The organism is Pararhizobium mangrovi (assembly GCF_006516965.1).
Classification (GTDB): domain Bacteria; phylum Pseudomonadota; class Alphaproteobacteria; order Rhizobiales; family Rhizobiaceae; genus Pararhizobium_B; species Pararhizobium_B mangrovi.
In genome coordinates, this window is sequence record NZ_VHLH01000024.1 from 20404 (window position 1) to 45948 (window position 25545).

The 25545-nt window shown below is 65.4% G+C and carries 26 protein-coding genes, 1 pseudogene and 1 other annotated feature; of the genes and pseudogenes, 11 read left to right on the forward strand and 16 right to left on the reverse strand.

Going from position 1 to position 25545, the window contains the following annotated elements:
- Positions 1 to 14 precede the first annotated feature (14 nt).
- From FJU11_RS12725 to FJU11_RS12740, 4 genes are all read left to right on the forward strand, one after another.
- Positions 15 to 725 carry an ABC transporter ATP-binding protein gene (locus tag FJU11_RS12725; protein WP_141167444.1) on the forward strand — a complete coding sequence of 237 codons (711 nt, stop codon included), beginning with the start codon at positions 15 to 17 and terminating at the stop codon, positions 723 to 725.
- On the forward strand, positions 722 to 3301 hold the full coding sequence (locus tag FJU11_RS12730) for an ABC transporter permease (RefSeq protein ID WP_141167445.1): 2580 nt from the start codon (positions 722 to 724) through the stop codon (positions 3299 to 3301). The genes FJU11_RS12725 and FJU11_RS12730 overlap by 4 nt, the downstream gene beginning before the upstream one ends.
- 204 nt (positions 3302 to 3505) lie before the next feature.
- Positions 3506 to 4282: a Bax inhibitor-1/YccA family protein gene (locus tag FJU11_RS12735; RefSeq protein ID WP_141167446.1), complete on the forward strand. Its 777-nt coding sequence runs from the start codon at positions 3506 to 3508 to the stop codon at positions 4280 to 4282.
- 192 nt (positions 4283 to 4474) lie between these two features.
- On the forward strand, positions 4475 to 5035 hold the full coding sequence (locus tag FJU11_RS12740; protein WP_141167447.1) for a GNAT family N-acetyltransferase: 561 nt from the start codon (positions 4475 to 4477) through the stop codon (positions 5033 to 5035).
- Positions 5036 to 5338: 303 nt separating this feature from the next.
- On the opposite strand, the gene FJU11_RS12745 is transcribed toward FJU11_RS12740, so the two are convergent.
- From FJU11_RS12745 to acnA, 3 genes are all read right to left on the reverse strand, one after another.
- Positions 5339 to 5728 carry a DUF2794 domain-containing protein gene (locus FJU11_RS12745; RefSeq protein WP_407946716.1) on the reverse strand — a complete coding sequence of 130 codons (390 nt, stop codon included), beginning with the start codon at positions 5726 to 5728 and terminating at the stop codon, positions 5339 to 5341.
- Between the two features lie 443 nt (positions 5729 to 6171).
- Entirely contained in the window at positions 6172 to 6912 is a 741-nt protein-coding gene (locus FJU11_RS12750; protein WP_141167449.1) for a DUF1223 domain-containing protein, read from the reverse strand.
- Between the two features lie 179 nt (positions 6913 to 7091).
- On the reverse strand, positions 7092 to 9785 hold the full coding sequence (gene acnA, locus FJU11_RS12755; protein WP_141167450.1) for an aconitate hydratase AcnA: 2694 nt from the start codon (positions 9783 to 9785) through the stop codon (positions 7092 to 7094).
- A gap of 300 nt (positions 9786 to 10085) precedes the next feature.
- Between acnA and ccmA the strand changes: the two genes are divergently transcribed.
- The 5 genes from ccmA (at position 10086) to FJU11_RS12780 (ending at position 13145) form a co-directional block, all read left to right on the forward strand.
- Positions 10086 to 10733 carry a heme ABC exporter ATP-binding protein CcmA gene (gene ccmA, locus FJU11_RS12760; RefSeq protein ID WP_141167451.1) on the forward strand — a complete coding sequence of 216 codons (648 nt, stop codon included), beginning with the start codon at positions 10086 to 10088 and terminating at the stop codon, positions 10731 to 10733.
- Between the two features lie 55 nt (positions 10734 to 10788).
- Positions 10789 to 11448: a heme exporter protein CcmB gene (gene ccmB, locus FJU11_RS12765; RefSeq protein ID WP_141167452.1), complete on the forward strand. Its 660-nt coding sequence runs from the start codon at positions 10789 to 10791 to the stop codon at positions 11446 to 11448.
- Positions 11449 to 11525: 77 nt separating this feature from the next.
- Positions 11526 to 12278, forward strand: coding sequence for a heme ABC transporter permease (locus FJU11_RS12770; RefSeq protein ID WP_141167453.1), 753 nt, complete (start codon positions 11526 to 11528; stop codon positions 12276 to 12278).
- Positions 12279 to 12306: 28 nt separating this feature from the next.
- Positions 12307 to 12486 (forward strand): heme exporter protein CcmD, encoded by a 180-nt coding sequence (gene ccmD, locus FJU11_RS12775; protein ID WP_141167454.1) that lies wholly within the window; start codon positions 12307 to 12309, stop codon positions 12484 to 12486.
- Entirely contained in the window at positions 12483 to 13145 is a 663-nt protein-coding gene (locus FJU11_RS12780) for a DsbE family thiol:disulfide interchange protein (protein ID WP_141167455.1), read from the forward strand. Before ccmD ends, FJU11_RS12780 begins: the two co-directional genes overlap by 4 nt.
- 30 nt (positions 13146 to 13175) lie before the next feature.
- On the opposite strand, the gene FJU11_RS12785 is transcribed toward FJU11_RS12780, so the two are convergent.
- From FJU11_RS12785 to FJU11_RS18855, 5 genes and pseudogenes are all read right to left on the reverse strand, one after another.
- Positions 13176 to 13937: an ABC transporter permease gene (locus FJU11_RS12785; protein WP_141167456.1), complete on the reverse strand. Its 762-nt coding sequence runs from the start codon at positions 13935 to 13937 to the stop codon at positions 13176 to 13178.
- On the reverse strand, positions 13934 to 14860 hold the full coding sequence (locus FJU11_RS12790) for an ABC transporter ATP-binding protein (protein WP_141167457.1): 927 nt from the start codon (positions 14858 to 14860) through the stop codon (positions 13934 to 13936). Before FJU11_RS12790 ends, FJU11_RS12785 begins: the two co-directional genes overlap by 4 nt.
- A gap of 110 nt (positions 14861 to 14970) precedes the next feature.
- Entirely contained in the window at positions 14971 to 15411 is a 441-nt protein-coding gene (locus FJU11_RS12795; RefSeq protein WP_141167458.1) for a PRC-barrel domain-containing protein, read from the reverse strand.
- Positions 15412 to 15576: 165 nt separating this feature from the next.
- Complete coding sequence (locus FJU11_RS12800) at positions 15577 to 16659, reverse strand: catalase family protein (protein ID WP_141167459.1); 1083 nt, start codon at positions 16657 to 16659, stop codon at positions 15577 to 15579.
- A 46-nt stretch (positions 16660 to 16705) separates the two neighbouring features.
- Positions 16706 to 16933 (reverse strand): annotated as a pseudogene (locus tag FJU11_RS18855) (DUF2061 domain-containing protein); the annotation flags it as partial.
- Between the two features lie 180 nt (positions 16934 to 17113).
- Here FJU11_RS18855 and FJU11_RS12810 point away from each other — a divergent pair.
- Both FJU11_RS12810 and FJU11_RS12815 read left to right on the forward strand, forming a co-directional pair.
- Complete coding sequence (locus tag FJU11_RS12810) at positions 17114 to 17959, forward strand: transcriptional regulator (RefSeq protein WP_141167460.1); 846 nt, start codon at positions 17114 to 17116, stop codon at positions 17957 to 17959.
- A gap of 320 nt (positions 17960 to 18279) precedes the next feature.
- Positions 18280 to 18630 (forward strand): glyoxalase superfamily protein, encoded by a 351-nt coding sequence (locus FJU11_RS12815; protein WP_141167461.1) that lies wholly within the window; start codon positions 18280 to 18282, stop codon positions 18628 to 18630.
- A gap of 110 nt (positions 18631 to 18740) precedes the next feature.
- Here the strand turns inward: FJU11_RS12815 and rplS are convergent, their stop codons facing one another.
- The 8 genes from rplS to FJU11_RS12860 form a co-directional block, all read right to left on the reverse strand.
- The gene (gene rplS / locus FJU11_RS12820; protein WP_141167462.1) at positions 18741 to 19223 is read right to left on the reverse strand and encodes a 50S ribosomal protein L19; all 483 of its coding nucleotides are present in this window, start codon (positions 19221 to 19223) and stop codon (positions 18741 to 18743) included.
- A gap of 184 nt (positions 19224 to 19407) precedes the next feature.
- On the reverse strand, positions 19408 to 20124 hold the full coding sequence (gene trmD, locus FJU11_RS12825; RefSeq protein ID WP_141167463.1) for a tRNA (guanosine(37)-N1)-methyltransferase TrmD: 717 nt from the start codon (positions 20122 to 20124) through the stop codon (positions 19408 to 19410).
- 1 nt (position 20125) lies between these two features.
- Positions 20126 to 20659: a ribosome maturation factor RimM gene (gene rimM, locus FJU11_RS12830; RefSeq protein ID WP_141167464.1), complete on the reverse strand. Its 534-nt coding sequence runs from the start codon at positions 20657 to 20659 to the stop codon at positions 20126 to 20128.
- A 37-nt stretch (positions 20660 to 20696) separates the two neighbouring features.
- Positions 20697 to 21095, reverse strand: a complete 399-nt coding sequence (gene rpsP, locus FJU11_RS12835) for a 30S ribosomal protein S16 (RefSeq protein WP_141167465.1) — start codon at positions 21093 to 21095, stop codon at positions 20697 to 20699.
- 49 nt (positions 21096 to 21144) lie between these two features.
- Positions 21145 to 21450, reverse strand: coding sequence for a chorismate mutase (locus tag FJU11_RS12840; RefSeq protein ID WP_141167466.1), 306 nt, complete (start codon positions 21448 to 21450; stop codon positions 21145 to 21147).
- 13 nt (positions 21451 to 21463) lie between these two features.
- Positions 21464 to 23071: a signal recognition particle protein gene (gene ffh, locus FJU11_RS12845; protein WP_141167467.1), complete on the reverse strand. Its 1608-nt coding sequence runs from the start codon at positions 23069 to 23071 to the stop codon at positions 21464 to 21466.
- A 506-nt stretch (positions 23072 to 23577) separates the two neighbouring features.
- Positions 23578 to 23889, reverse strand: coding sequence for a hypothetical protein (locus FJU11_RS12855; RefSeq protein ID WP_141167468.1), 312 nt, complete (start codon positions 23887 to 23889; stop codon positions 23578 to 23580).
- Between the two features lie 54 nt (positions 23890 to 23943).
- A complete protein-coding gene (locus FJU11_RS12860) occupies positions 23944 to 25425 on the reverse strand; it encodes a SulP family inorganic anion transporter (RefSeq protein WP_141167469.1) in 1482 nt (493 codons plus the stop codon).
- Positions 25426 to 25484: 59 nt separating this feature from the next.
- Positions 25485 to 25540 (reverse strand) — a sequence feature (sul1 is cis-regulatory element that is thought to sense ions involved in sulfur or methionine metabolism; They are found in Alphaproteobacteria).
- Positions 25541 to 25545: the final 5 nt, after the last annotated feature.

Below are 25545 nucleotides of genomic sequence, written 5' to 3' on the forward strand. Positions count from 1 at the left end.
AGGAACCGGCCCGCGTGAGGGAAAGCATCATCGAGTTGAAGCGCGCGGACCTGACGCTCGGCCGCGGCGCCTCCGCAGTCCATGTCCTGAAGGCAATCGACCTGTCGATCGAGGCGGGCACCGCCGTCGGCATCGTCGGGCCGTCCGGCTCCGGCAAGTCGACCCTCTTGATGGTGCTTGCCGGCCTGGAACGGCTCGATTCGGGAGAGATCGTCATCGCCGGCACCGCGCTGCACGATCTCGGCGAGGACGCCGTCGCCGCCTTCCGCGGAAAGACCATCGGCATCGTCTTCCAGTCCTTCCACCTCATTCCGAACATGACGGCGCTCGAAAACGTGGCGGTCCCGCTGGAGCTCGCCGGCGCGCACGACGCTTTCGCGCGGGCGCGTGCGGAGCTCGTCTCCGTCGGTCTCGGTGAGCGTCTCGGCCATTATCCGGGCCAGCTTTCGGGTGGCGAGCAGCAGCGCGTGGCGATCGCACGGGCGCTCGCGCCCTCGCCGGAATTGCTGATCGCCGACGAACCGACCGGCAACCTCGACGGCGAGACTGGAAAGCAGATCGCCGAGCTTCTCTTCACCAAGCAGCGCGAGCGCGGCACGACGCTGCTTCTCGTCACCCACGATCCGGCGCTCGCCGGGCGCTGCGCGCGGCAGGTCGCCATGCGCTCGGGCACCATCGTCGAAGGCGCGGCGGCCGCTCCCGCCAGCGCGGACACCCGTCCATGAACATTTCCGTCCCCGCCTCGCCGACATCGCGGACGACGCGCCTTCGCCTGGCGATCGCCTTCGCGCTGAGGGAAATGCGGGGCGGACTTTCCGGCTTCTATATCTTCCTCGCCTGCATCGCGCTTGGTGTGGCGGCGATCGCCGGCGTCAATTCGCTGTCGCAATCGATCAACGCCTCGATCGCCGCCGAGGGGCGCACCCTGCTTGCCGGCGACCTGCGGTTCGAGCTCGACAACCGCCCCGCCAATGCCAAGGAAGAAGCCTATATCGACGCGCTCGGCACCGTCTCGCGATCGACCGGGCTGCGCTCGATGGCGCGCCTTCCGAACGGATCCGACCAATCGCTGACCGAGGTTAAGGCCGTCGATCCGGCGTATCCGCTCTACGGCAAGCTCGAGACTTCGCCGCAGCTTTCGAACCGCACGCTGTTTGCGCGGAAGGATGGCGTCTACGGCGCCGCCGCCGCGCCGCTCCTCATGCAGCGCCTGTCGCTTTCCGTCGGCGATACGCTCCTGCTCGGCAACACGAGGGTCGTAATCCGTGCGGTGATCGACCGTGAACCCGACCTCGCCTCGGACGGCTTCGCCTTCGCGCCACGGCTGATGATCTCGCGACAGGCGCTCGACGCGAGCGGCCTCGTGACGCTCGGCAGCCTCGTCGAATACGCCTACAGGGTGCGTCTCGACGGACCGGTGACGCCCGCGCGGCTCGCCGCCATCGAGGCGAAGGCGAACGCGGACTATCCGCGTGCCGGCTGGTCGATCCGCACGAGCGCCAACGCCGCGCCCGGCCTTTCGGCCAACGTCACGCGCTTTTCCCAGTTCCTGACCCTCGTCGGGCTGACGGCACTCATCGTCGGCGGTGTCGGCGTGGCGAACGCCACCCGTGCCTTCCTTGACGCCAAGCGCGGCGTCATCGCCACCTTCAAGTGCCTCGGCGCGCCGGGACCGCTGATCTTCACGGTCTACTGCGCGCAGATCCTGATCATCACGGCGATCGGCATCGGCGTCGGCCTTGTCGTCGGCATCGTCATGCCGTTCGTGGCGATCGGCATGCTTGCCGACGTCCTGCCGGTCACGGCCCATGCCGGCATCTATCCCGGCGCGCTGGCGCTGGCCGCCGCGTTCGGCGTGACGACCGCGCTCGCCTTCGCGATCCTGCCGCTCGGGCGCACGCGCGACGTGCCCGCCACCGCGCTCTTTCGCGACCAGGCCGGCGGTCAGAAGCGATGGCCGCGGCGCAGCTACGTCCTCGTCACGGGGCTGCTCGTGCTGGCGCTCGCCGGCATGGCGGTGGCGAGCGCCAGCGACCGGCACATCGCCCTCGTCTTCCTCGGCGGCATCGCCTTTTCCTTCCTGGTCCTGCGTGGCGTCGGCTGGCTCGTGCAATGGCTCGCGAAGCGCGCACCCACGGTGCGCTCGACGCCGCTCAGGCTGGCGGTCGGCAACATCCACCGGCCGGGCGCACTGACGCCCTCCGTTGTGCTTTCGCTCGGCCTCGGGCTGACGCTGCTCGTGGCGCTGGCGCTGATCGACGGCAATCTGCGCCGCGAGGTCGGCGAAAGCATTCCCGAACGCGCGCCGAACTTCTTCTTCGTCGACATCCAGAACGATGCGATCGAATCCTTCCGCGCCCTGCTCGCCAGGGAAGACCCGCGGGCTACGGTGAAATCCGTGCCGATGCTGCGCGGTCGCATCGTCGCGCTGAAGGGTACGGACGTCACCAGGCTCAAGGACATTCCGCCCAGCGGGCGCTGGGTGCTGAAGGGCGACCGCGGCATCACCTACGACGCGAAGAAGCCCAAGAACGCGCAGGTCACCGCCGGCAAGTGGTGGGCCAAAGACTATACCGGCAAACCGCTCGTCTCGTTTTCCGACGAGGAGGCGCACGATCTCGGCCTTGCCATCGGCGACACGATCACCGTCAACGTGCTCGGCCGCGAGATCACGGCCACGGTCGCGAACCTGCGCAAGGTGAAGTGGGAACAGATGGGCATCAATTTCGTGATGATCTTCTCGCCCAACACCTTCGCCGGTGCGCCGCATGCCTGGCTGGCGACCCTGACGGACACGAAGGCGACCACGAACGAGGAAGGCCGGATCCTGCGCGCGGTGACCAACCGGTTTCCGACCGTCACCTCCGTCAGCGTGCGCGAGGCGATCGACGTGGTGAACACGCTGATCGGCCAGCTGGCGACGGCGATACGTGCGGCTTCGGCCGTCGCGCTCGTCGCTTCCGTCCTGGTGCTGGCCGGCGCGCTGGCGGCCGGCAACCGGGCCCGCACGCACGACGCCGTGGTGTTAAAGACGCTCGGCGCGACGCGCCGCACGCTCATCACCGCGTTCTCGCTCGAATACCTGCTGCTCGGCCTCTTCACGGCGATCTTCGCGCTCGCAGCCGGCGGCGTGGCTGCGTGGTACGTCGTCGCCCGCATCATGATGCTTCCCTACGCCTTCGACCCGCGCGTCGCCGTGACGACCACGGTGATCGCGCTCGTCGTCACCGTCGGCGTCGGGCTGGCGGGCACTTGGCGGGTGCTCGGATGCAAGGCGGCCCCGGTCCTGCGCACCCTCTGACAGCCGGGCACCGGGACGACGGCGCCCGCCATGCGCATTAAATTTTCGTCATACGGGCGTTATCCGGGCCGCTGCGACACCGCACAGGCTTGCAGCACGGGGTCCGAAACCGCATATTGCGCGCAAGGCTTGCTGGAGCTCCGCAGCGGCGCCTGGGGTGAACCCGACACCGTGACCACCATCCGGAGCTTGAAAGAGGAAACCATGGCTGACCTTCGCAATCTCCAGTCGCGTATGGGCGCCGGTGCCGGCACGCGAACGGGCGCCGACGTCGACCAGGGCCTGCGCTCATACATGCTGCGGGTCTACAACATCATGGCTCTCGGGCTCGCGCTCACGGGCTTCGCCGCGCTCGGCACCCTGATGGTGACCGTGAGCGACCAGCCGACGCAATACGCGATCCACGGCGGGCTCTACCTGACCCAGGCCGGTGCGGTGCTCTACGGCTCGCCGCTTCGCTGGGTCGTCATGTTCGCGCCGCTCGCCATGGTCTTCTGGCTCGGCTTCCGCATCCAGAACATGAGCGTCACCAAGGCACAGACCGTCTTCGGTGTCTACGCGGCGCTGATGGGCCTTTCGCTCTCCTCGATCTTCCTCGTCTTCACGGGCGAATCGATCGTGCAGACGTTCTTCATCTCGGCGACCGCCTTCGGCGCGCTCTCGCTCTACGGTTATTCGACCAAGCGCGACCTCTCGCCCGTCGGCTCGTTCCTGATCATGGGCGTCTTCGGCCTCTTCATCGCGATGATCGTCAACATCTTCCTGCAGTCGAGCGCGCTGGCCTTCGCCATCTCCGCGATCGGCGTCGTGATCTTCGCCGGCCTGACGGCCTACGACACGCAGCAGATCAAGGAGATGTACTACGAGGGCGATTCGGACACCGTCGCCGGCCACAAGGCGGTGATGGGCGCGCTCCGGCTCTATCTCGACTTCATCAACCTCTTCATGTTCATGCTGCAGCTTCTCGGCAATCGCCGCTAAGCGGACCAGCGAACTGAAACGAACGAAAGGGCGGTCTTCGGACCGCCCTTTTTTATTGTCCTTCGGAAGGCAGGTATGCGAAGCGATCCTGCGCCAGAGCATCATCGGTTGTTCGCGAAGCCGGCCCGGATCGGTCTGGCTGAAGAATGCTCCAGACCGTAAAGTCCATTTTGCCTATTCGGAAACTCCGCCATGCCCAGCGATCCAATCATCCGAGATGCCGGCCCCGACGATCTCGACGCGATCACCCGGATCTATGCCGAAGCGGTCGAGAACGGCGTCGCCTCCTACGAGCTGACCCCGCCCGATAAGGCCGAGATGCAGGCACGTTTCGATGGCATGCTGGAGAAGGGCTATCCTTACCTCGTGGCGCAAGCGGGGGACGTCGTGGTCGGCTACGCCTATGCGAACGCCTTTCGCACGCGCCCTGCCTATCGCTGGATCGTCGAAAGCTCGATCTATCTTTCGGTGGACGCGCGCGGGCTCGGCATCGGCCGCGTCCTTCTCGACGCGCTCGTCGAACGCGCGAGCGCCCTCGGCTTCCGGCAGATGATTGCCGTCATCGGCGGCGCGCACCCCGCCTCGATCGGCGTGCATCGCGCGTGCGGCTTCACCGAGTGCGGCCGCATGACCGCCACCGGCTACAAGCACGGCCGGTGGCTGGATACGGTGCTGATGCAAAAGGCGCTGGGCGACGGTGGCGAGACCCCACCGGACCTCGATGCCTATCCGGGAACGCTCTTTACCGAATAGCTTTTCGGAGCGACCCGTTCTTCGCGGGAAACGCCCACCATCTCGCTTCGACACGGCATGGTTACCGAAACGGTCGAGCGGACGTCCAACCTCTCACCGCGTCATCCTCGGGCCGAGCCCTAGATGTGAGCGGCGTGCCGGATCGAACGCGGCCAGTGCCGTACTGCGGGCATCCGATACCTCGATCGTGTTGACAAGTGGTTGGATCCTCGGGTCGAGCCCGAGGATGACGTCGTGGCGAGGGGACAGCGCGAACGCTTCCCCAAGCGCCAGCCCCTACGGTTCAAACTAGGATGAACAGTTCTAACCGCGCACGACCCGCGGACCCTTGTCGAAGACCTTCAGCACCTGATCGAGCTCGTGTCCGCGCTTGAGGATCATTCCCGATGCGGCGACGACGGAAAAGGCGCCCTGCTTGCGGGCAAGCCTGGGGTTCTTCTCGATCCGGAAGAGCGGCACTTCGCTGGTGCGCCGGTAGACGGAGAAGACGGCCATGTCCTTGGTGTGGTCGATGGCGTAGTCGCGCCATTCGTTGGCAGCGACCATCCGGCCGTAGACGCGCAGGATCGCGTCAAGTTCGCGACGGTGGAACGTGACCGGCGGCGGGTTCTTTTCCTTGCGGAATTCATCCATTCCCACCACGACGCGGCCACCGGCCGATACCCAGTCCGATCCGTGCGATTGATCCGTCATCATCACCCCATAGCGGCAGTGTACCAATGCTTCGAAGCCGTGCCCGAATGCGGGGCCGGTTCGAAGCTCTCGGTCGGGCCGCCGCGAAGCCGCCCCGAAAGTGCGATTCTGCCCGAACCGGACACGAATGCAAGGCGGGTGAGCACATGCGAAATGGAAACCGGCAACCGCGCGTCCACGTCACGGTCACCCCTTGCCGAACCGGCAGCACGGGACCCGGAACCGGTCGGAAATTCCGTGCTTCCGCCGCATTTCAGTCAAAAGCGCGCCGGAATCCCCATGCATCTTCCGATCGTTGCCTCAGACGGTTCGGTCCGGGGCGTTCGTATCGAAAGCCCCCCAGCCCCTCGATCGTCCCGGGCCGAACCACCTTTTTCCCATTCTCCTCAATCGAAATAAGACGGGCCGCTACGTTTGCGAGCCTGCGTCTGCGCGTTCCCGCGTTAGTGCGTCGTCTTGACGACCGCTGCGCCGAGGATCGCGCCCGGCCGGTTATGCGCGCCCATGCGCTGCAGAAGCACCACGCAGCCGTCGCTCTCCCCGCTTTCGAGCGCTCCGGCCGGTACGACGAGCTTCTTGCCGTCGCCCTTCCACATGCCGACACCCTGGACATCGCGCACGACGTGCCAGTAGGTGATCGACCGGCCACGGTTTTCGCCGCGGTCGATGCGCACGGTCTTCTTGTGGTCGAAGTAGACGACGACGATGTCGGCTTCGCCCTTGCCGGTACCGATCGCGATCCGCAGCTCGTTGCCGCTCAGCTGCACGTTCACGGGCACGGTGAGCCCGCCTCCGTTGCGGTCGAGGCGATCGATCGCCGCTTCGATGGCCGGTTTGTGCGATCCGACGGCATCGGCCCGGCCGTTCACCACCATCTGCGGGGTGTAGACGTTCTTGCCGCCGAGCGTGTGGGCGTATCCCTTCTGGCGCAACGTGAACTCGTGGGTCGCGAGCGTGTCGTCCCAGCCGAGATAGTTCCAGTAGTCGACGTGATAGGAAAGCGCGATGAGATCGTCGCGGTGCGCGAGTTCGCCGAGCACCGCATCGGCCGGCGGGCAGGACGAGCATCCCTGGCTGGTGAAGAGTTCGACGACCGCCTTCGGCTGCGCCGTTCCCGCTTCGGCCCCGTCCGCCGCGACAAGCCCCGTGGCAAGGAGAAGCGATAGGGCGAGAAAGACCTTCATGATCGATCCTTCTTCCTGTGCCGACCGCCTTCGGCGAGCCCGACGATGCCCCCCACCCGCGCAAGCTCCCTACGTACTGTGCCCACGCGGGAAGAGAAAGTCACGATGGGGTGACGGATGCGCGAGGACGCCTGCGAAGCGAAGGCCGTCGGCCCCGCTTCGCAGGCGTCGATCCCGTGTCAGGCGGCGAGATCGCGCAGAACCGTCTGAAGGATACCGCCGTTGTTGACGTAGCTGAGCTCGTCCAGCGTATCGATCCGGCAAAGGAGCGGCACCTCCTTCACCGTGCCGTCGGCGTATTCCACCGTGGCGACCTTCTTCTCGCGCGGCTTGATCTCGGCAAGGCCGGTGATCGTCACCTTCTCGTCGCCCTGGAGGTTCAGGCTCTGCCAGGTCGTTTCCGCATCGTCGAAGACGAAGGGAATGACGCCCATGCCGACGAGATTGGAGCGGTGGATGCGCTCGTAGGAATGGGCGATGACCGCGCGCACGCCGAGAAGGTTCGTGCCCTTGGCCGCCCAGTCGCGCGAGGAGCCGTTGCCGTATTCCGCACCCGCGAAGACGACGAGCGGCACGCCCTCGGCGCGGTACTTCATCGCCGCCTCGTAGATCGACATCTCCTCGGCACCCGGATAGTGCAGCGTGTAGCCGCCTTCCCGGCCGTTTTCGCCGAGCATCCGGTTCTTGATGCGGATATTGGCGAAGGTGCCGCGCATCATCACCTCGTGATTGCCGCGCCGCGTGCCGTACTGGTTGAAGTCGACGACGTCGACGCCGTGCTCCATGAGGTATTCGCCCGCCGGCGACTGGGCCTTGATCGAACCGGCCGGCGAGATGTGGTCGGTCGTGATCTTGTCGCCGAAGAGGCCGAGCACGCGCGCGCCCTCGATGTCCTCGACCTTGCCGGGCTTGATGCCCATGCCGGTGAAGTAGGGCGGGTTCTGCACGTAGGTGGAGTTCTCGTCCCACGCGTAGGTCTGGCCTTCCGGCGCCTGCACGCCCTGCCAGTGCTCGTCGCCCTTGAAGACGTCGGCGTATTTCGAGGAGAAGAGGTCACGCGTGACGTATTTCAGGATGAATTCCTGGATCTCCTGCGTCGTCGGCCAGACGTCCTTCAGATAGACCGGATTGCCGTCCTGGTCCTCGCCGAGCGGCTCGGTGGTCAGGTCCTTGCGAACCGTGCCGGCAAGTGCATGGGCGACGACGAGCGGCGGGGAAGCCAGATAGTTCGCCTGCACGTCCGGCGAGATGCGGCCCTCGAAGTTGCGGTTGCCCGAAAGCACGCCGGCGACGATCAAGCCCTTGTCGTTGATCGTCTTCGAGATCGGCTCGTCGAGCGGGCCGGAATTGCCGATGCAGGTCGTGCAGCCGAAGCCGACGAGGTTGAACCCGAGCGCGTCGAGATCTTCCTGCAGGCCGGAATTCGAAAGGTACTCGGCGACGACCTGGGAACCAGGTGCGAGCGAGGTCTTCACCCACGGCGCGGTCTTCAGGCCCTTCCGGCGGGCATTGCGGGCGAGAAGCCCGGCGCCGATCAGCACCGACGGGTTCGACGTATTGGTGCACGACGTGATCGCCGCAATCGCGACATCGCCATGGCCGAGGTCGAAGTCTTCGCCCTCCACCCTGTAGCGATTGTCGAGATCGGCGGCCTTCCTGTATTCGCTCTCCATCGAGGACGCGAAGCCGTCGGCGATCTTCTCGAGCGGAATGCGACCTTCTGGACGCTTCGGTCCGGCCATCGAGGGCACGACCTCGCCGAGGTCGAGTTCGAGCGTGTCGGTGAAGACGGGATCGGGCGTCCCGTCCTCGCGCCACAGGCCCTGGTCGCGGCAATAGGCCTCGACAAGCGCGATCTGCTCGGTCGAGCGGCCCGTCATGTTCATGTAGTTCTGCGTCTCGGTGTCGACCGGGAAGAAGCCGACGGTCGCACCGTATTCCGGCGACATGTTGCCGATCGTCGCGCGGTCGGCGAGCGTCATGTTGGCGAGGCCGGGACCGAAGAATTCGACGAACTTGCCGACGACGCCCTTCTTGCGCAGCATCTGCGTGACGGTCAGCACGAGGTCGGTCGCGGTGACCCCTTCCGTAAGCGCGCCGGTCAGGCGGAAGCCGATGACTTCCGGCAGGAGCATCGAGATCGGCTGGCCGAGCATGGCGGCCTCCGCCTCGATGCCGCCCACGCCCCAGCCGAGGACGCCGAGGCCGTCGATCATCGTCGTGTGGCTGTCGGTGCCGACGCAGGTGTCGGGATAGGCGAACATCTCGCCGTCCTCTTCCTTCGTCCAGACCGACTTGCCGAGATATTCGAGATTGACCTGATGGCAAATGCCGGTGCCGGGCGGCACCACGCGGAAGTTCTCGAAGGCCTGCTGGCCCCACTTCAGGAAGCGATAGCGCTCGCCGTTGCGCTCGTACTCGCGCTCGACATTGTGCTCGAAAGCGAGCGGCGTGCCGTACTCGTCGACGATGACCGAGTGGTCGATCACGAGGTCGACGGGAACGAGCGGATTGATCTTCTCCGGGTCGCCGCCGAGATTGGCCATCGCGTCGCGCATCGCGGCGAGGTCCACCACGGCGGGAACGCCGGTGAAGTCCTGCATAAGCACGCGCGCCGGGCGATAGGCGATCTCCTTGCCGGCCGAGCCCTTGTCCTCGACCCATTCCTTGACCGCGACGATGTCGTCCTTGGAGACGGTGTTGCCGTCCTCGTTGCGCAGGAGGTTTTCGAGAAGCACCTTCATCGAGAAGGGCAGCTTCGACACGCCGTCGAGCCCGTTCTTCTCCGCCTCGGCGAGGGAGAAATAGGCGTACTCCTTGCCTTCGACGCTGAGCGTCTTCTTGCACTGGAAACTGTCGAGCGATCTGGACACCGGATGGACCCCGCTTTCTTCGTATCGGCCGAACACCGACGGGCGATCGCCCCCGCGCGAAGAACGCGCGCATGAAGGCTGCGGGTACGGCCATTTCCGCGGATGCCCGCGGCCCGCTCCTCCTCAAGGAAATCGGACCACGTTCGGCGCATGGGAACTTCGGACACGCCGGCCGCTGGCGTGGTTGCCGGGGTTATAGATAATTTCACGATGCCATGCCAGTAGAGGAAGAAGACGAATTTTGCGCTTTTTGCGCGCGGGCGAACTGCGAGGCGACGTGGCAGCCAGACGAACCGCACGATGCGACTGACGGCAGAAAACCTCGCTGTGCGACGCGGCCCGGACCTTCTCTTCGAAGGCATCGCGTTCGAACTGGCGGCTGGTGACGCGCTCGTGCTGACGGGCCCGAACGGCACCGGCAAATCCACCCTTCTGCGCCTCGTCGCCGGCCTGCTTGCGCGCGAGCACGGCACGGTCCGCCTCGTCGACACAGCGGGCACGACCCTTCGTCTTGCCGAGGAAGCCCACTACCTCGGCCACGCGAACGCGATGAAGCGCGACCTGACCGTTCGCGAGAACCTCGCCTTCTGGCAGGCCTTCCTGCGCCGAGACGGCGAGCCGCCGGCGCTCTCACTGACCGAAGCGGCCGAAGCCGTGGACCTCGGCAGCCTCCTGCACCTGCCCTTCGGCGTGCTTTCGGCCGGCCAGCAGCGGCGCATGGCCATCGCCCGCCTCCTCGTCGCCCACCGCCCGATCTGGCTTCTCGACGAACCGACCGCCGCCGTCGACACGGCTTCGGAGGAGCGCATCGCTGCGCTCATCGAAAAACACCGTAAGGCCGGCGGCATCGCCATCGCCGCCACCCACCGCCCGCTCGGCCTGGAAGAGCCCCACCACCTCGACATGCGAGACCACCGCGCCGAACCGGAAGCGGAGATGGACTTTTGAGCGTTGCACCTCGGACCGCTCTCCCGCGACACCGCCAGTCACGAGCGGAAAGTTCATGATCTCGCTGTTCCTGCGGGACCTCAAGCTTTCCGTGCGAGCCGGCGGCGGGGCGCTCGTGGGGGTACTGTTCTTCCTGACCGTGGTCGCCGTCATTCCATTTGCGGTCGGGCCGGATCTCACGCTTCTGGCACGGATCGGGCCGGCGATGTTGTGGGTCGGGGCGTTGCTTGCGTGCCTACTCGGGCTCGATCGGCTGTTCCAGGGCGATCGCGAGGACGGGTCGCTCGACCTCTTCCTGATGCAAGAAACGCCGATGGCGCTCACCGTGCTCGTCAAGTGCTGCGCGCACTGGGTGGGAACCGCCCTTCCCGTCGTCGTCGCGGCCCCGGTGCTCGGCCTCTTCATGAACATGAGCGCGACGGCGATCGGCGCGACGACGCTGACGCTGCTTGCCGGCTCGCCGGCGATCACCTTCGTCGGCGCGGTGGGTGCGGCGGTCGCCGTCGCCCTGCCGCGCGGCGGGCTGCTCGTCTCGATCCTGATCCTGCCGCTCGCCGTGCCGGTGCTCATTTTCGGCGTGGCGGCCGCCTACGCCACGACGGCGGCCGGCGGCGCGTTTCTACCGCCCTTCCTTATCCTGCTCGCGCTAACGCTTTTCTTCGCCGTCGTCGGGCCGCTCGCGGCGAGTTTCGCGCTCGGTGCAGCGACGGACTGACACGTTTGATTGAAACGGCCGGCGTTTGACGCGCTACGCGATTGCCGGAAACGATGCGAAGCGATAGAAATTTTCGCATGAGTGACGGCACGCTTGCGATCACGAGACTGAGCGGTCTCGCCAACCCGACGCGCTTCGTCGCGCTTGCCGGCCGCATGCTGCCATGGCTGTGGGGCGTGACCCTGGCGCTTCTGGCCGTCGGGCTCTTCATGGCGCTCACCGCACCCGACGACTACCAGCAGGGCTCGACGGTGCATATCATGTACATCCACGTGCCGTCCGCCTGGCTCGCGATGCTGTGCTACACGCTGATGACGGCCTCCTCCATCGGCACGCTCGTCTGGCGCCATCCGCTCGCCGACGTCGCGGCGAAGGCCGCCGCCCCGATCGGCGCGGTCTTCACCTTCACCGCGCTCGTCACCGGCGCACTATGGGGCCGGCCCACCTGGGGCACCTACTGGGTGTGGGACGCGCGGCTGACGTCTTTTCTCATCCTCTTCATCATGTATCTCGGGCTGATCGCCCTCGTACGGGCGATCGACGATCCGTCGAAATCGGCGCGCGTGGCGGCGGTGCTGACGGTCGTCGGCTTCATCAACATCCCGATCATCAAGTTCTCCGTCGATTGGTGGAACACGCTGCACCAGTCGTCCAGCGTGCTTACGATGCAGGGCTCTCAGATCGCGCCGTCGCTGCTTTGGCCGCTGCTCGTCATGGCGCTCGCCTTCACCATGCTTTTCTTCACGCTGCACGTTGTGGCGATGCGCACGGAAATCTGGCGCCGGCGGGTGACGGCCCTGCGCCGGCAGGCTGCGCGGCAGGCCCGCTAGAGCCTTTCAAGCCACGGAAAGGAATACGATGAACGACGACGCCTTCGTGCTCGCCGCCTACCTCGTCACCGCATTCGCAGTGATGGCGCTCGTCGGCTTCGTCTTCCTCGACCAGCGCGGACGCCGACGCGAGCTTGCCGAACTGGAAGCCATGGGCATTCGCCGCCGCTCGGCGCGCCGCCGTGATGGGGAAGGCACCGCGCCATGAGCGAGAACGAGCCGACCGGCTACGACGCACCGGAGGCCGCCGCTTCGCCGCCGGCAGACCAGCGCGGCCGCGGACGGGGCCTGCGTGTCGCCCTCGCGCTGCTGCCGCTCGTGGTCTTCGCCGGCCTTGCCGGAATCTTCTACGTGCAGCTTCATTCCGGCGAGGATGCGAGCACCGTGCCCTCGGCATTGATCGGCCAGAGCGTGCCGGACTTCGACCTGCCCGCACTCGCCGGATTGAAGGAACATGGGCAGCCCGTGCCCGGTCTTTCCGCTGCAACCCTCAAGAACGCCGACAAGCCGACGCTCGTCAACGTCTTCGCCTCCTGGTGCGTGCCGTGCCGGCAGGAGCAGCCGCTTCTGATGGCGCTCGCCAAGGACGATCGCTACAATCTGGTCGGCATCAACTACAAGGACGATCCGAAGAACGCCGAGGCTTTCCTCAACGGGCTCGGCAATCCGTTCTCCGCCGTCGGCGCGGACCGTTCGGGCACGACGGGCATCGAATGGGGCGTCTACGGCGTACCGGAAACCTATCTCGTCTCGAAGGACGGGACCATTCTCTACAAACGCGTCGGCCCCTTCGACGAGGCCGCGATCGGCGAGGATCTGATGCCCGCCATCGAAAAGGCGTTGAAGAAGGAAGACGCGCCCGGCTGATACGAGCGAACTTTCCGGCGGTAAGACGCCTCAGCTCTTCAGCCGATACCCCGTCTTGAAGATCCACCAGACGAGGCCGAGGCAGATCGCGAGGAAGACCAGAATCATCGCCAGCGACACCGCGACGCCGACGTCCGACACCTCGTAGAAGCTCCATCGGAAGCCGGAGATGAGGTAGAGGACCGGGTTGAACAGCGTCACCGTCTGCCAGAAAGGCGGCAGCATCCGGATCGAGTAGAACGATCCGCCGAGGAAGACGAGCGGCGTGACGATCAGGAGCGGGATCAGCTGCAGCTTCTCGAACGTGTCCGCCCAGATGCCGATGATGAAGCCGAACAGGCTGAACGAGATTGCCGTCAGCGCGAAGAAGAGCACCATCCAGAACGGATGATCGATGCGCACATGCACGAAGAAGGTCGCCGTGATGAGGATGATCGTGCCGAGAATGATCGATTTCGTCGCCGCCGCGCCGACATAGCCAAGCACGATCTCGAGGAACGAGACCGGCGCCGAAAGCACCTCGTAGATCGTGCCGATGAACTTCGGGAAATAGATGCCGAAGGAGGCCGCGGCGATCGACTGCTGCAAAAGCGTCAGCATGATGAGTCCCGGCACGATGTATGCGCCGTAGCTCACTCCGTCGATCGTGTTGATGCGCGAGCCGATCGCCGCGCCGAAGACGATGAAATAGAGCGACGTCGAAATGACCGGCGAGACGACGCTCTGCAGGATCGTGCGCCAGGCGCGGTGCATTTCGAAGAGATAGATGGACTTGACCGCGTAGAGGTTCACTGGCCTTCCCTCACGAGGCGCACGAAGATCTCCTCGAGCGAGCTCTGCTTGGTGTCGAGATCCTTCACGCGGATGTCGGCACGGTTGAGATCGGCGATCAGCGCACCGATTCCCGTGCGCTCGCTGCGCGTGTCGTATTCGTAGACGAGCGCCGTGCCGTCCTCGGCGAGTTCAAGCCCATCCTTGCCGAGCTGGTCCGGAAGGGCCTCGAGCGGCTCCTGAAGCTGGATCGTCAGCGTCTTGCGGCCGAGCTTCGCCATCAGCGCATGCTTTTCCTCCGCAAGCATCAGTTCGCCCTTGGAGATGACGCCGATGCGGTCAGCCATCTCCTCGGCCTCCTCGATGTAGTGCGTGGTCAGGATGATGGTGACGCCACTGTCGCGTAGCCGACGCACGACGTCCCACATGCCCTTGCGCAACTCGACGTCGACGCCGGCCGACGGCTCGTCGAGGAAGAGCACGGTCGGCTCGTGGGCGAGCGCCTTGGCGATCATGACGCGCCGCTTCATGCCGCCGGAAAGCGTCATGATCTTGTTGTCGCGTCGGTCGATCAGCGAGAGATCGGTCAGGACCTGGTCGATGTAGTCGGGTTTGGCCGGCCTGCCGAAGAGCCCTCGGGAAAAGCTCGTGGTCGCGAAAACCGTCTCGAACTGGTCGGTCGTCAGTTCCTGCGGCACGAGGCCGATCATCGAACGCGTCTTGCGATAGTCGTGCACGATGTCGTAGCCGCCGACGGTCGCCGACCCGCCGGTCGGCTTGACGAGACCGCACAGGATGGAAATCAGCGTCGTCTTGCCGGCCCCGTTCGGACCGAGCAGCGCGAAGATCTCGCCCTTGCCGATCGTGAGGTCGACGGATTTCAGCGCCTCGTAGCCGTCCTCATAGGTCTTCGAGAGGCCGGAGATCGCAATGACGGGGTCCATGAAGGCTCTTGTCTGTTGGTTTATGCAAAAGACTACGGGTGGGCGCGCCGGGATATGGCGCGCCGCATGCCACCTTCAAGTCTGGTCGGGCGATCGGCCGGAACGTCGCTTCAGTTGCTGTCGCCGCCATTGGGAAGATCGCGAAGCTGCTGGCGCGAGAGCGCCGTCACCAGCTTTCCGTCCTTGAGCTTCACGTCGTCGAGCATGATGATGACGGTCTTCTGGCCCATGCCGAGGAAGCCGCCGACATTGACGCTGATCGCCTTTGCCTGGCCCTTGCTGTCGCCGAGCACCTTGTTCACGTCGCCGATCTCCTTGCCGTCGGAGCCGACCACGGTCATGTCCTCGACCTGATCGACCATCAGGTTGAGGCTCGGCACCGGCGCATCGTCGTCGTCGAGCGCGACGAGGAGCGAGCTGGAGCCGGCGGACGAGCCTTGCGAAGTGGCATCACCGCCGTTCGATCCGGAATCGGAGGCGTTCTGCGCGGCCGCCGGAAGGGCGGTCGCGGCGATCAGGAGACACGAAAATGCGACGGTAACGGCTTTCACGGCGGCCTATCCTTTTATTCAAATCGTTCTGGCGGCGGCGTGCCGGGCCGGTTTCACGACCGCGGCGAACCCCTTACGCCACGGTAACGGACAAACGGCCGTTCGGTTCGCTTTTTCCGTGCAACACGACGACGACGAACTGCGATAAGTCGGTCCACCGCCATTTCATCTGGGAATGTCCTCGATCCGCGACGGGTCGGCGGCCTCGATGCCGTTTTCGGAGTGCCGAAAATCCGACAGTGCCGCGTAGACCTGAAGACGCGCCCGCATGATGCTGCCGAGAGGACGGTGCGCTTCCAGGCTGTGAGCCGGCCGAAAGGTCATGCGCTTGTCGAAATAGCGCACGCGCTCGTCGCCATAGGCTGCCTGTTTCGGCAGGACGAGCGTCGCGACGGTACGAAACGGTGTCTCGTCGCTCGACCACTCGACCGACGCGTCCTCGATCGGCTGCGTCTTCGCGTCGGTCCATAGCTGTGCGCGGATCTCGAAGACGGCATCGTGCTCGCCGAAGAAGGCGATCGCCGCATGGCGAAATCCGTTGTCGTCGGCACGCGCATCGAGGCGCCAATCGCGAAGCGCGGCCTGTTCGGGCGATACCGGCACGGCGGCGAGCTTGGCCACGTAATCGCCGAAGCGCATCGGCGCCTGGCTGAAATAGCTTTCGGCGAGCGGATGGTAGAACGGGTGCCCGAAGAAATCGGCCATCGGACTGACGGTGCCGGCACGTTCCAGAACCCGGTTGAGGTTGCGCGCGAAGGAGGCGACGGCGCTCTTGGCCTCTTCCGGCAGGCCGGTCGCCTTGCCGATCACCGTCCCGTCGCGCAGGAACCCTTTCGCCGTGCCGGAAGGAAAGGTCGTGCCGGTGGCGAGCACGAAGTCCTGCACGTCGCTGGTATGGCCTTCCATCTTCTCGCCGCCGACGCCGAAGACCTTGATCGACATGCCGCGGTGGACCGAGACGCGGTCGTTCAGCTTTTCGCCCGGCCCCTGTGCGAAGCGCACCGCGACCGGCAGCGTGCGCGCCGTCGCGAACAGGCCCTGCGCGAGTTCCTCCGGCAGACCGTCGGCGATCCTCAGTTCGCCGGTGACGCAGGCCGTGCTCTTGGCATGGCTCGCCCGCACCGCCTCGCCGTCGCGCCTTTCGACCGTGCGCGACTGCTCCTTCATACCGGAAACGATGCCGTCGATCGTCTTCTGCTCGTCCGCCGCGGGGCTTTCGATCTCGGGAGAATAACGGAGATAGCTCATTCGGCGGCCTTTCGCGGAGCGGACCGGGGATGGTCGCTCGACCCCGTCAAACGCGTGAGACATGCAAGCGATCCATCGCCCGCGCGCGATCGGCGCTGGTGCTGCCGGTGCGCCGACCCCAGGCGACGCGTGCCCATATGCGTTCGTGGACCAAATAGACCACGGTTCCACTCGCCATCGAAACAAGCGCAAGGCGACCGCCCGCCGAAAGGGAACCCGTGAAGAGATAACCGAGACCGGTCATCGCGAAAAAGCCGATCACCTGCCAACTCGCGGCCTTGGCTACGCTTCGCGCTTTCGTCTCCGCAGTCGGTCTCCAGAATTGTCAGAGATCATCCCTCTGCGACGGTCAGTGACCTATCGCAAAACGGCACGCGGTGATATTCGGTAATCGATCTCGCATCGAGTCCCGTTTGCTGAAAAAAGTCACTCTAAGGAGACCGTAGTCAATCCAATGCGAAAACTCGAACGGGCCCGCCTCTTCCAGCGACGGTTGAGCGAAGCGATGGCCCGTGCCGCCCTGTCCAAGAGCGCACTCGCACGCCAGATCGGCGCCGATCGTTCCACCATCTCCCTGCTGGTCAGTTCGGACGACGCACGCCTGCCGAACGCCCATTTCGCCGCCGAATGCGCGGCGGCGCTGAACGTTTCCTCGGACTGGCTGCTGGGCCTTACCGATCGGCCGGAGCGCTCCGCCGAGATCGTGTCGGCAACGATGGAGATGACCGAAGCGGCCCGCACGCCTTCGGACGAGCAGATCTTCCTGTGGCATCAGGAGGCCAGCGGCTACAAGATCCGCCACGTGCCGGCGACGATGCCGGACCTGCTGAAGTCCGAGGCGGTCCTGCAGTTCGAATACAGCCAGTATGTCGGCCGCACCTCCGAACAGGCGATCACCGACATGCGCGACAAGCTCGATTATCTGCGCGCGCCGGAAACGGACTACGAGATTGCCGTGCCGGCCGACGTGCTGGAAAATTTCGCCGCCGGACAGGGCTACTGGGCCGGTCTTCCGCGCGAGGTCCGGCGCGACCAGTTGGCAAGGCTCAGCAACATCTGCAGCGAACTCTACCCGTCGCTGCGCCTCTACCTCTTCGACCGGAAGATGCTCTATTCCGCGCCGCTGACGATCTTCGGGCCACTCATCGCCTCGATCTATGTCGGCGAGATCCACATGGTCTTCCGCCAGCGCCGGCAGATCCTCGCGCTGACGAAGCACTTCGACGGCCTCGTGCGCGGTGCCGTCACCGACGCCCGCCACATGCCAGAACGCATCGAGCGCCTGCTTGCCGAGATTTGAGAAAAGCGGCGGTTTCGAATGTCGTGGATCCGGATGCGTTTGAAAGATCGATAGCCGCTTGCTCGGCTGGCGGACCATTCACCCCGCCCGTGCCCGGCGCGATCTCCCCATCGAAGGAGAAGGTGGATCGCTGGGCACCGCCTCGCCATGGCCGCACCCTCCCTTGATGGCAAGGGTCGGCGCGCATGTGCCGGGGTGGGTGAAAGCCGCTTGCTCCGACCCTGAAGAAGCCTCCCGTCGCGCCGTCACGAAATCGGTTTCCGTTTTTGCGATCCCGTTCTACCGTTGCTTGTCGACAGATCGATGCGGGAGGGATTGCGATGGCTGTGAAGCGGGTCGTCGCCAACATCGCCACGCCGGACGTAGCGCGGGCACGCGCCTTCTACGGCGAGATTCTCGGCATGCGCGTGGCGATGGATCACGGCTGGATCGTCACCTTCGTCGGCGAGGAGAGCGCGATCGCGCAACTCGGCGTGGCGAGCGAAGGGGGTTCCGGAACGCCGGTGCCGGACCTTTCGGTCGAGGTGGACGACCTCGACGCCGTGTTGGCGCGCATCAAGGGAGCGGGACTGAAGCTCGAATACGGCCCTGCGGACGAACCCTGGGGCGTGCGCCGCTTCTACGTGCGCGATCCCTTCGGCCGTCTGGTTAATATTCTCGAACACGCCTGAGCCGGTGCGCCATACGAAAAAGGGCCCATCGGCAAACCGGCAGGCCCTTTCGATCGGTTGAGCTTCGGAGCGTTTCCAGCGAATACGGAAGCGCCCGGAAGAACGAGCGCCTATTCGGCGCCGCCTTCTTCCTTCTTCGCGGCTTCCTGCTTGGCCGCGTCCTTTTCGGCCTGGACGCGGGCGCGCTCGTCGGCGGCGGCCTTGCGGTCGGCGTCGTTCAGGCGACGGGCGCGAACGCGCGTATCCTCGACGATACGGGCCGACTTGCCGCGGCGCTCACGCAGATAATAGAGCTTGGCGCGGCGAACCTTGCCGCGGCGCAGGACTTCGACACCCTCGATGATCGGCGAATAGAGCGGAAAGACGCGCTCGATGCCCTCGCCGTACGAAATCTTGCGCACGGTGAAGTTCTCATGGAGGCCGCGTCCGGCACGGGCGATGCACACCCCGTCGAACGCCTGCGTACGGGTACGCGAGCCTTCCTTGACGCGGACGAGCACGCGAACGGTGTCACCCGGCGAGAACTGCGGAATGGTGCGCTGCGCTTCGATTTTTTCGGCCTGCTCGGCCTCGATCTGGCGGATCAGATCCATGGTCTCGAACCCTTTCGTTCTTCTAAAACGGTCAGAGCGCTCGCGGATCGCATCGTCGTATCAAACGGCGGCACGATGCCTGCGCGGCAGGAGCGGTTTCACCATTCTTTGCTTGGCGGCACGTCCCGGCCGATGATCGGCATGGGACGAACAGCCGCGCGGATACACCATCGGCACGACCATGTCACCTGCCCGGCGGCATTTTTACCGCCGTTTCATGCGAAGCGAGCAGGTCCGGCCGACGCTCGCGCGTCAGCGACGTGGCCCGTTCGTTTCTCCACGCTTCGATCGCCGCATGGTTTCCGGAGGTCAGGACCGGCGGAATCCCGCGCCCCTCGAAGGAGGCGGGGCGCGTATAATGCGGGTGTTCGAGGAGGCCCGTCTCGAAGCTTTCGAAAGTCCCGGACCGGGCATTGCCCATCACGCCGGGGAGCAGGCGCACCACCGCGTCGAGAAGCACGATCGCCGCCGGCTCTCCGCCGGAAAGCACATAGTCGCCGATCGAGACCTCTTCGAGCGATCGCGCTTCGATGACGCGCTCGTCCACGCCCTCGAACCGGCCGCATACCACGAGGACGCCTGGCCCTTCGGCAAGCGCGCGAACGCGGGCCTGCGTCAGCGGCTTCCCGCGCGGGCTCATCAGGAGCCGCGGCCGCTCGTCGCCGGGCGGGCACGCATGGTCGATCGCGCTCGCCAGCACATCGGCCCGCAACACCATGCCGGCGCCGCCGCCTGCCGGCGTGTCGTCGACGCTGCGATGGCGGTCGGTCGCGAAATCGCGGATCTGGATCGCGTCGAGCGAGACGTCGCCGCGTTCCATGGCGCGCCCGCTCAGCGACCGGCCGAGCGGGCCCGGAAACATCTCGGGATAAAGCGTCAGCACGCTCGCCCGGAAGGTCATCTCACGCGTCGCGATCGTCGTCGACGAGGCCCGCCGCCAGCGGATCGACGAAAAGGCGGCCGCCTTCGAGATCGATCTCGAGGACGGCCGTTTCCGAAAACGGAATGAACAGGGTGCGCCGGCCGTCCGGCTGGATCTCGAGCAGATCGCCACCACCGAAATCATGGATGCCGCAGACCGCACCGTAGACGCGGCCTTCGCCATCCACCACCTCGAGCCCTTCGAGGTCGGCGTAGAAGAACTCGTCCTCGTCGAGATCGCCGTCGGGAAGGCTCGCGCGGTCGACGTAGAGGTCCTGTCCGCGCAGCGCCTCGGCCGCCTCCCGGTCGTTCACCCCGAGAAAGCGGATGACCGCCATCGCCTTGAGCGGCCGGATCTCGAGAATTTCGAGATCGCGGCCGTTCTCGGTGAACAGGCGATGATACGCGCCGAGCGCCATTGGCTCGTCGGTGAAGGTACGCACGCGCACCTCGCCGCGAAGCCCCTGTGGCGCCCCGACGGTTCCCATCAGCACGGGATTTTCCGGCTTCGCCATCGCCTGTGCCTTTCGGGCAGACAACGAGCAGGACGGCCTATTCGGCCGCCGTCTCCTCGGCCGGTGCGCTGCTCGCCTCGGCGGCGGCCGCCTTGGCGTCTTCCTCGCGCTGGCGCTGCTCTTCGGCACGCTCCTTGGCCTTGGTGCCCGGCTCGCCCTTCTTCGGGTTCTTGCGCGGCGCGCGCTTGGCGAGGCCCGCCTCGTCGAGGAAGCGCAGCACGCGATCGGTCGGGATGGCGCCATGGTCCATCCACGTCTTGATGCGTTCCTCGTTGAGCGCGACGCGGTTCTCGCCGTCCTTCGGCTGCATCGGATCCCAATGGCCGACACGCTCGATGTAGCGGCCGTCGCGGGGCGTGCGCTCGTCGGCGATGACGATGTGATAGTAGGGACGACGCTTGGAACCACCGCGCGCGAGACGAATTTTCACTGCCATTTCATTCTTTCCTTCGTTGATCGGGATCGCCGTGACGTGACGATCGGGTCTATTTGCCGCCGGCTTCGGCGGCGATGGCTTCATGGTGGCGGATGACTTCCTTCACGACGAAGTTCAGGAAGGTCTCCGCGAAGTCGGGGTCGAGATCGGATTCGTCGGCGAGCCGGCGTAGCCGATCGATCTGGTAGGCCTCGCGCGCCGGATCGGCCGGCGGCAGGGTATGCGCGGCCTTGAGGCGGCCGACGGCCTTGGTGCAGCGGAAACGCTCCGCGAGGATGTGGATCAGCGCGGCGTCAAAATTGTCGATCGAGCGGCGGAGCTGCCGAAGCTCTTCGAGGGCCTCTTCGTCCTTCATCGTGGAACCGCCCTCACCGCTTCTTCTTGCCGGCGGCGCGCCCGGCGCCGAGGCCCGGAAGGCCGCCGCGTCCGCCGCCGAAACCGCCCATGCCCGGCATGCTGCCGCCCGGGAACCCCCCGGGCAGACCACCAGGCATTCCGCCTGGAAGACCGCCGGCCCCCGGCATGCCGCCGGCGCCCATCTGCTTCTGCAGGGCTTCGAGTTCCTTCGGGTCCATCTTCGAAGGGTCGGGCATACCGGGCGGCATGCCGCCGCCCATGCCGCCCATTCCGCCGCCCATGCCACCGAGCATCTTGCCGAGCATGCCGGCCTTCTTGCCCTTGCCGCCCATCGCCTTCATCACGTCGGCCATCTGACGGTGCATCTTCAGGAGCTTGTTGATGTCGGCCGACGTGGTGCCGGATCCGGTGGCGATGCGCTTCTTGCGCGAATGCTTGAGGACGTCCGGATGCGCGCGCTCGTGCTTCGTCATCGACTGGATGATGGCGAGCTGGCGCGCGAACGCCTTGTCGTCGAAGCCGGCGGCGGCCATCTGGTCCGTCATCTTTCCGGCGCCGGGCATCATGCCCATGATGCCGCCCATGCCGCCCATCTTCGACATCTGGCGAAGCTGGTCGGCGAGGTCGTTCAGGTCGAACTTGCCGGCCTTCATCCGATCGGCCATCGCCTGGGCTTTTTCCTGGTCGATGGTCTGCGCGGCCTTCTCGACCAGCGAGACGATGTCGCCCATGCCGAGGATACGGTCGGCAATGCGCTTGGGGTGGAACTCCTCCAGCGCATCCATCTTCTCGCCGACGCCGATGAGCTTGATCGGCTTGCCGGTGACCGCGCGCATGGAAAGGGCGGCGCCGCCGCGCCCGTCGCCATCCATGCGGGTCAGCACGAGGCCGGTGATGCCGACGCGCTCGTCGAAGCTCTGCGCGACGTTGACGGCGTCCTGGCCGGTCAGCGCGTCGGCGACGAGCAGCGTCTCGTGCGGCCTGGAGCGCGCACGGATCTCCGCCATCTCCTGCATCAGCGGCTCGTCGATATGCGTGCGGCCGGCGGTATCGAGGATGACGACGTCGTGACCGCCGAGCTTCGCCGCCTGCACGGCGCGCGAGGCGATGTCGGTCGGCTTCTGGCCGGCGATGACCGGCAGCGTGTCGATGCCGGTCTGCTCCCCGAGCTGCTTCAACTGCTCCTGCGCGGCCGGGCGCTGGGTATCCAGCGAGGCCATCAGGACCTTCTTCCTCTCGCGGTCCGTGATGCGCTTGGCAATCTTGCCGGTCGTCGTCGTCTTGCCCGAACCCTGCAGGCCGACCATCATGACGACGACGGGCGCCGCCGCGTTGAGGTCGATCGTTACGCCCTCGGAGCCAAGCGTCTCGACGAGTTCGTCATGGACGATCTTGACGACCATCTGGCCGGGCTTGATTGACTTGACGATCTCCGCGCCGACGGCCTTCTCGCGCACGCGCTCGACGAAGCCGCGCACGACTTCGAGCGAAACGTCGGCCTCGAGCAGCGCCCGGCGCACCTCGCGAAGGGCCGCCTGCACGTCCTTGTCCGACAGCGAGCCGCGGCCGGTGAGGCCGTTCAGGATGGAGCCGAGGCGGTCCTGCAGATTGTCGAACATGCTCGTTTCCTTTCGTCCTTCGCGCGCAGATGCACCGAAGGTCGGACGTCACGGCGACGCGCGCAAGGCGCTCAAAGCAAAAAGCACCCGAGGGCGCAACGCGCTGTCGGGTGGTGACCTCCGGGATCGCTTTATACCTGATCGGGTCCCGGTCGGTTGCTCGGAGCGTCGGCTCGTCGCTGAATTGCGGTCTGGATAATGAGAGGGGGCGGCGAAGTCAAGCGAGGCCGCAATAATGGCAGGCTGTTCGACGATCGCGAGGACTACCGAACCCTAGACGCCGTATGTACGTCACACGCCAGATACGGTTACGCATCAAACGACATCGAGAAACTACTGACGCTTACGCGGCGCAGCATGCGTTGCGGAGGCGGCCCCACGGCGCAGGTTTGTAATGCGCCCGACCCAGGGAACGGCAATATATCCTTCAATCATCATAAGTACCAAAACGATCAACATAAAGACGACCGGCGGCGCTATGGCGAGAAGGAGAAGGACGGTGTTGCTCATAATCGTTCAAGCACCTTTCTTGCGCCAAGATGTAGACATACGCCGATGAATGTAAAGGCGCAGAAGACCCCCCAGCCGATCGAGATGGCCCAGACGGGATCGACCGGTATCTGTGAAGCGCGTTGGGTTGCCGTAAGCGACACACTCGGCGAGCGCGTGAGATACACGGCAACGAGCGACGCTGTCGGCGAGATGACGCCAGCCGCAGCAATCGTCGTCCCGGCGATCGAGAGTGCGCTGGCGTCGAGCTTGATACGCTCGGCGTTCCTTGCTTCCCGACGGCGGCGGCGTACTTTCTCGCGGATCATACGCCGCCTCTATCAGACGGAGCTTAATAAGTCACACTGAGCGAACGAAGGTGCTCAGTGCCCCATCGCCGGCTCCATGCCGGGCTTGTCGTGCACCGCGAGGCGGTCGACGATCGTTTCGCTGGCGGCGTTCATGCCGACGAGGTCGACCTCCGTGCCCTCCTTGCGGAACTTCAGCACCACGTTGTCCAGCGCCGCCACACTGGAAATGTCCCAGATATGGGCGCGGGATACGTCGACGGTGACGTGATCGACCTTTTCCTTGAAGTCGAAGGAGGCGACGAAGTCCTCCGCCGAAGCGAAGAAGACCTGACCCTCGACCGTATAGGTGCGGTGCGTGCCGTCCTGGGAGAGCGCGGAATCGACGGAGAAGATCCGCGAGATCTTCCAGGAGAAGAAGATGCCCGACAGGAGCACGCCGACGAGCACGCCGAGTGCGAGGTTGTGGGTCGAGACCACCACGACCACGGTCGCCAGCATGACGACGCTCGACGGCCAGGGATGATGGCGCAGATCGGCAAAGGACGACCATTTGAAGGTCGAGATTGACACCATGATCATGACGGCGACGAGGGCAGGCATCGGGATCTGGCGCACGAAATCGCCGAGCACGACGATCAGGAAGAGCAGGAACACGCCCGCGACGAAGCACGAGAGCCGCCCTCGCCCGCCAGATTCCATATTGATCATCGACTGGCCGATCATCGCGCAGCCCGCCATGCCACCAACGAAGCCGGTGCAGAAATTGGAAAAGCCCTGGCCGATGCATTCGCGGTTCTTGCTACTCGGCGTGTCGGTGATGTCGTCGATCAATGTCGCCGTCATCAGGGATTCAAGCAGGCCGACGGCTGCAACGCCCGCCGAATAGGGCAGGATGATTTCGAGCGTCTCGAAGGTGAACGGCACGTTCGGCAGCAGGAAGTGCGGCAGGCTCGAAGGCAGTTCGCCCATGTCGCCGACGGTGCGCAGGTCGAAGCCGAAGGCCATGGCGAGGCCCGTCAGCACGATGATGCACACGAGCGGCGACGGAATCGCCTTCGTCACGTACGGAAAGAGATAGATGATCGCGAGACCGGCGAGCACCATCGGATAGGTGAGCATCGGCACGCCGACGAGCTGCGGCATCTGTGCCAGGAAGATGAGGATCGCGAGCGCGTTGACGAAGCCCGTCATGACGGAGCGCGAAACGAAGCGCATCAGGTAACCGAGCCGGGCATAACCGGCACCGATCTGCAGGAGCCCGGCGAGGATCGTCGCGGCGAGCAGGTATTGCAGGCCGTGATCGTGAACGAGACCGACCATGAGGACGGCCGTCGAGGCGGTCGCGGCGGAAATCATGCCCGGCCTGCCGCCCGTGAAGGCGATCAGGACGGCGATCGAGAAGGAGGCGTAGAGGCCGACTTCCGGGTCGACGCCGGCGATGATGGAAAAGGCGATGGCTTCCGGGATCAGGGCAAGTGCCACGACGACGCCCGACAGAATGTCGGCGCGAACGTTCCCGAACCACTGGTCGCGATAGGCGGTCAATGAACGCATGAAAATCCGAATTTTGAAGAAGGGCTCGCGACCGATGAGGCTCGTTGGCGTCGCAACCCAATTGTCCGGCGGATCGGCGGCCGGAAGAGCCACCCGGGTTTTCACCGGGTCCTGACGAGT

Excerpts from the sequence above, each read along its gene's own strand:
- rimM (WP_141167464.1), bottom strand. The coding sequence starts at position 20,659 with ATGGCGAAGCCGGAAAATCCCGTGCTGATGGGAACCGTCGGGGCGCCA.
- FJU11_RS12780 (WP_141167455.1), top strand. The coding sequence starts at position 12,483 with ATGAGCGAGAACGAGCCGACCGGCTACGACGCACCGGAGGCCGCCGCT.
- rpsP (WP_141167465.1), bottom strand. The coding sequence starts at position 21,095 with ATGGCAGTGAAAATTCGTCTCGCGCGCGGTGGTTCCAAGCGTCGTCCC.
- FJU11_RS12740 (WP_141167447.1), top strand. The coding sequence starts at position 4,475 with ATGCCCAGCGATCCAATCATCCGAGATGCCGGCCCCGACGATCTCGAC.
- FJU11_RS12730 (WP_141167445.1), top strand. The coding sequence starts at position 722 with ATGAACATTTCCGTCCCCGCCTCGCCGACATCGCGGACGACGCGCCTT.
- FJU11_RS12860 (WP_141167469.1), bottom strand. The coding sequence starts at position 25,425 with ATGCGTTCATTGACCGCCTATCGCGACCAGTGGTTCGGGAACGTTCGC.
- FJU11_RS12750 (WP_141167449.1), bottom strand. The coding sequence starts at position 6,912 with ATGAAGGTCTTTCTCGCCCTATCGCTTCTCCTTGCCACGGGGCTTGTC.
- ffh (WP_141167467.1), bottom strand. The coding sequence starts at position 23,071 with ATGTTCGACAATCTGCAGGACCGCCTCGGCTCCATCCTGAACGGCCTC.
- trmD (WP_141167463.1), bottom strand. The coding sequence starts at position 20,124 with ATGACCTTCCGGGCGAGCGTGCTGACGCTTTATCCCGAGATGTTTCCG.
- FJU11_RS12790 (WP_141167457.1), bottom strand. The coding sequence starts at position 14,860 with ATGGACCCCGTCATTGCGATCTCCGGCCTCTCGAAGACCTATGAGGAC.
- FJU11_RS12800 (WP_141167459.1), bottom strand. The coding sequence starts at position 16,659 with ATGAGCTATCTCCGTTATTCTCCCGAGATCGAAAGCCCCGCGGCGGAC.
- ccmD (WP_141167454.1), top strand. The coding sequence starts at position 12,307 with ATGAACGACGACGCCTTCGTGCTCGCCGCCTACCTCGTCACCGCATTC.
- FJU11_RS12855 (WP_141167468.1), bottom strand. The coding sequence starts at position 23,889 with ATGATCCGCGAGAAAGTACGCCGCCGCCGTCGGGAAGCAAGGAACGCC.
- FJU11_RS12810 (WP_141167460.1), top strand. The coding sequence starts at position 17,114 with ATGCGAAAACTCGAACGGGCCCGCCTCTTCCAGCGACGGTTGAGCGAA.
- ccmA (WP_141167451.1), top strand. The coding sequence starts at position 10,086 with ATGCGACTGACGGCAGAAAACCTCGCTGTGCGACGCGGCCCGGACCTT.
- FJU11_RS12840 (WP_141167466.1), bottom strand. The coding sequence starts at position 21,450 with ATGAAGGACGAAGAGGCCCTCGAAGAGCTTCGGCAGCTCCGCCGCTCG.
- FJU11_RS12770 (WP_141167453.1), top strand. The coding sequence starts at position 11,526 with ATGAGTGACGGCACGCTTGCGATCACGAGACTGAGCGGTCTCGCCAAC.
- FJU11_RS12745 (WP_407946716.1), bottom strand. The coding sequence starts at position 5,728 with ATGACGGATCAATCGCACGGATCGGACTGGGTATCGGCCGGTGGCCGC.
- FJU11_RS12735 (WP_141167446.1), top strand. The coding sequence starts at position 3,506 with ATGGCTGACCTTCGCAATCTCCAGTCGCGTATGGGCGCCGGTGCCGGC.
- rplS (WP_141167462.1), bottom strand. The coding sequence starts at position 19,223 with ATGGATCTGATCCGCCAGATCGAGGCCGAGCAGGCCGAAAAAATCGAA.
- FJU11_RS12815 (WP_141167461.1), top strand. The coding sequence starts at position 18,280 with ATGGCTGTGAAGCGGGTCGTCGCCAACATCGCCACGCCGGACGTAGCG.
- ccmB (WP_141167452.1), top strand. The coding sequence starts at position 10,789 with ATGATCTCGCTGTTCCTGCGGGACCTCAAGCTTTCCGTGCGAGCCGGC.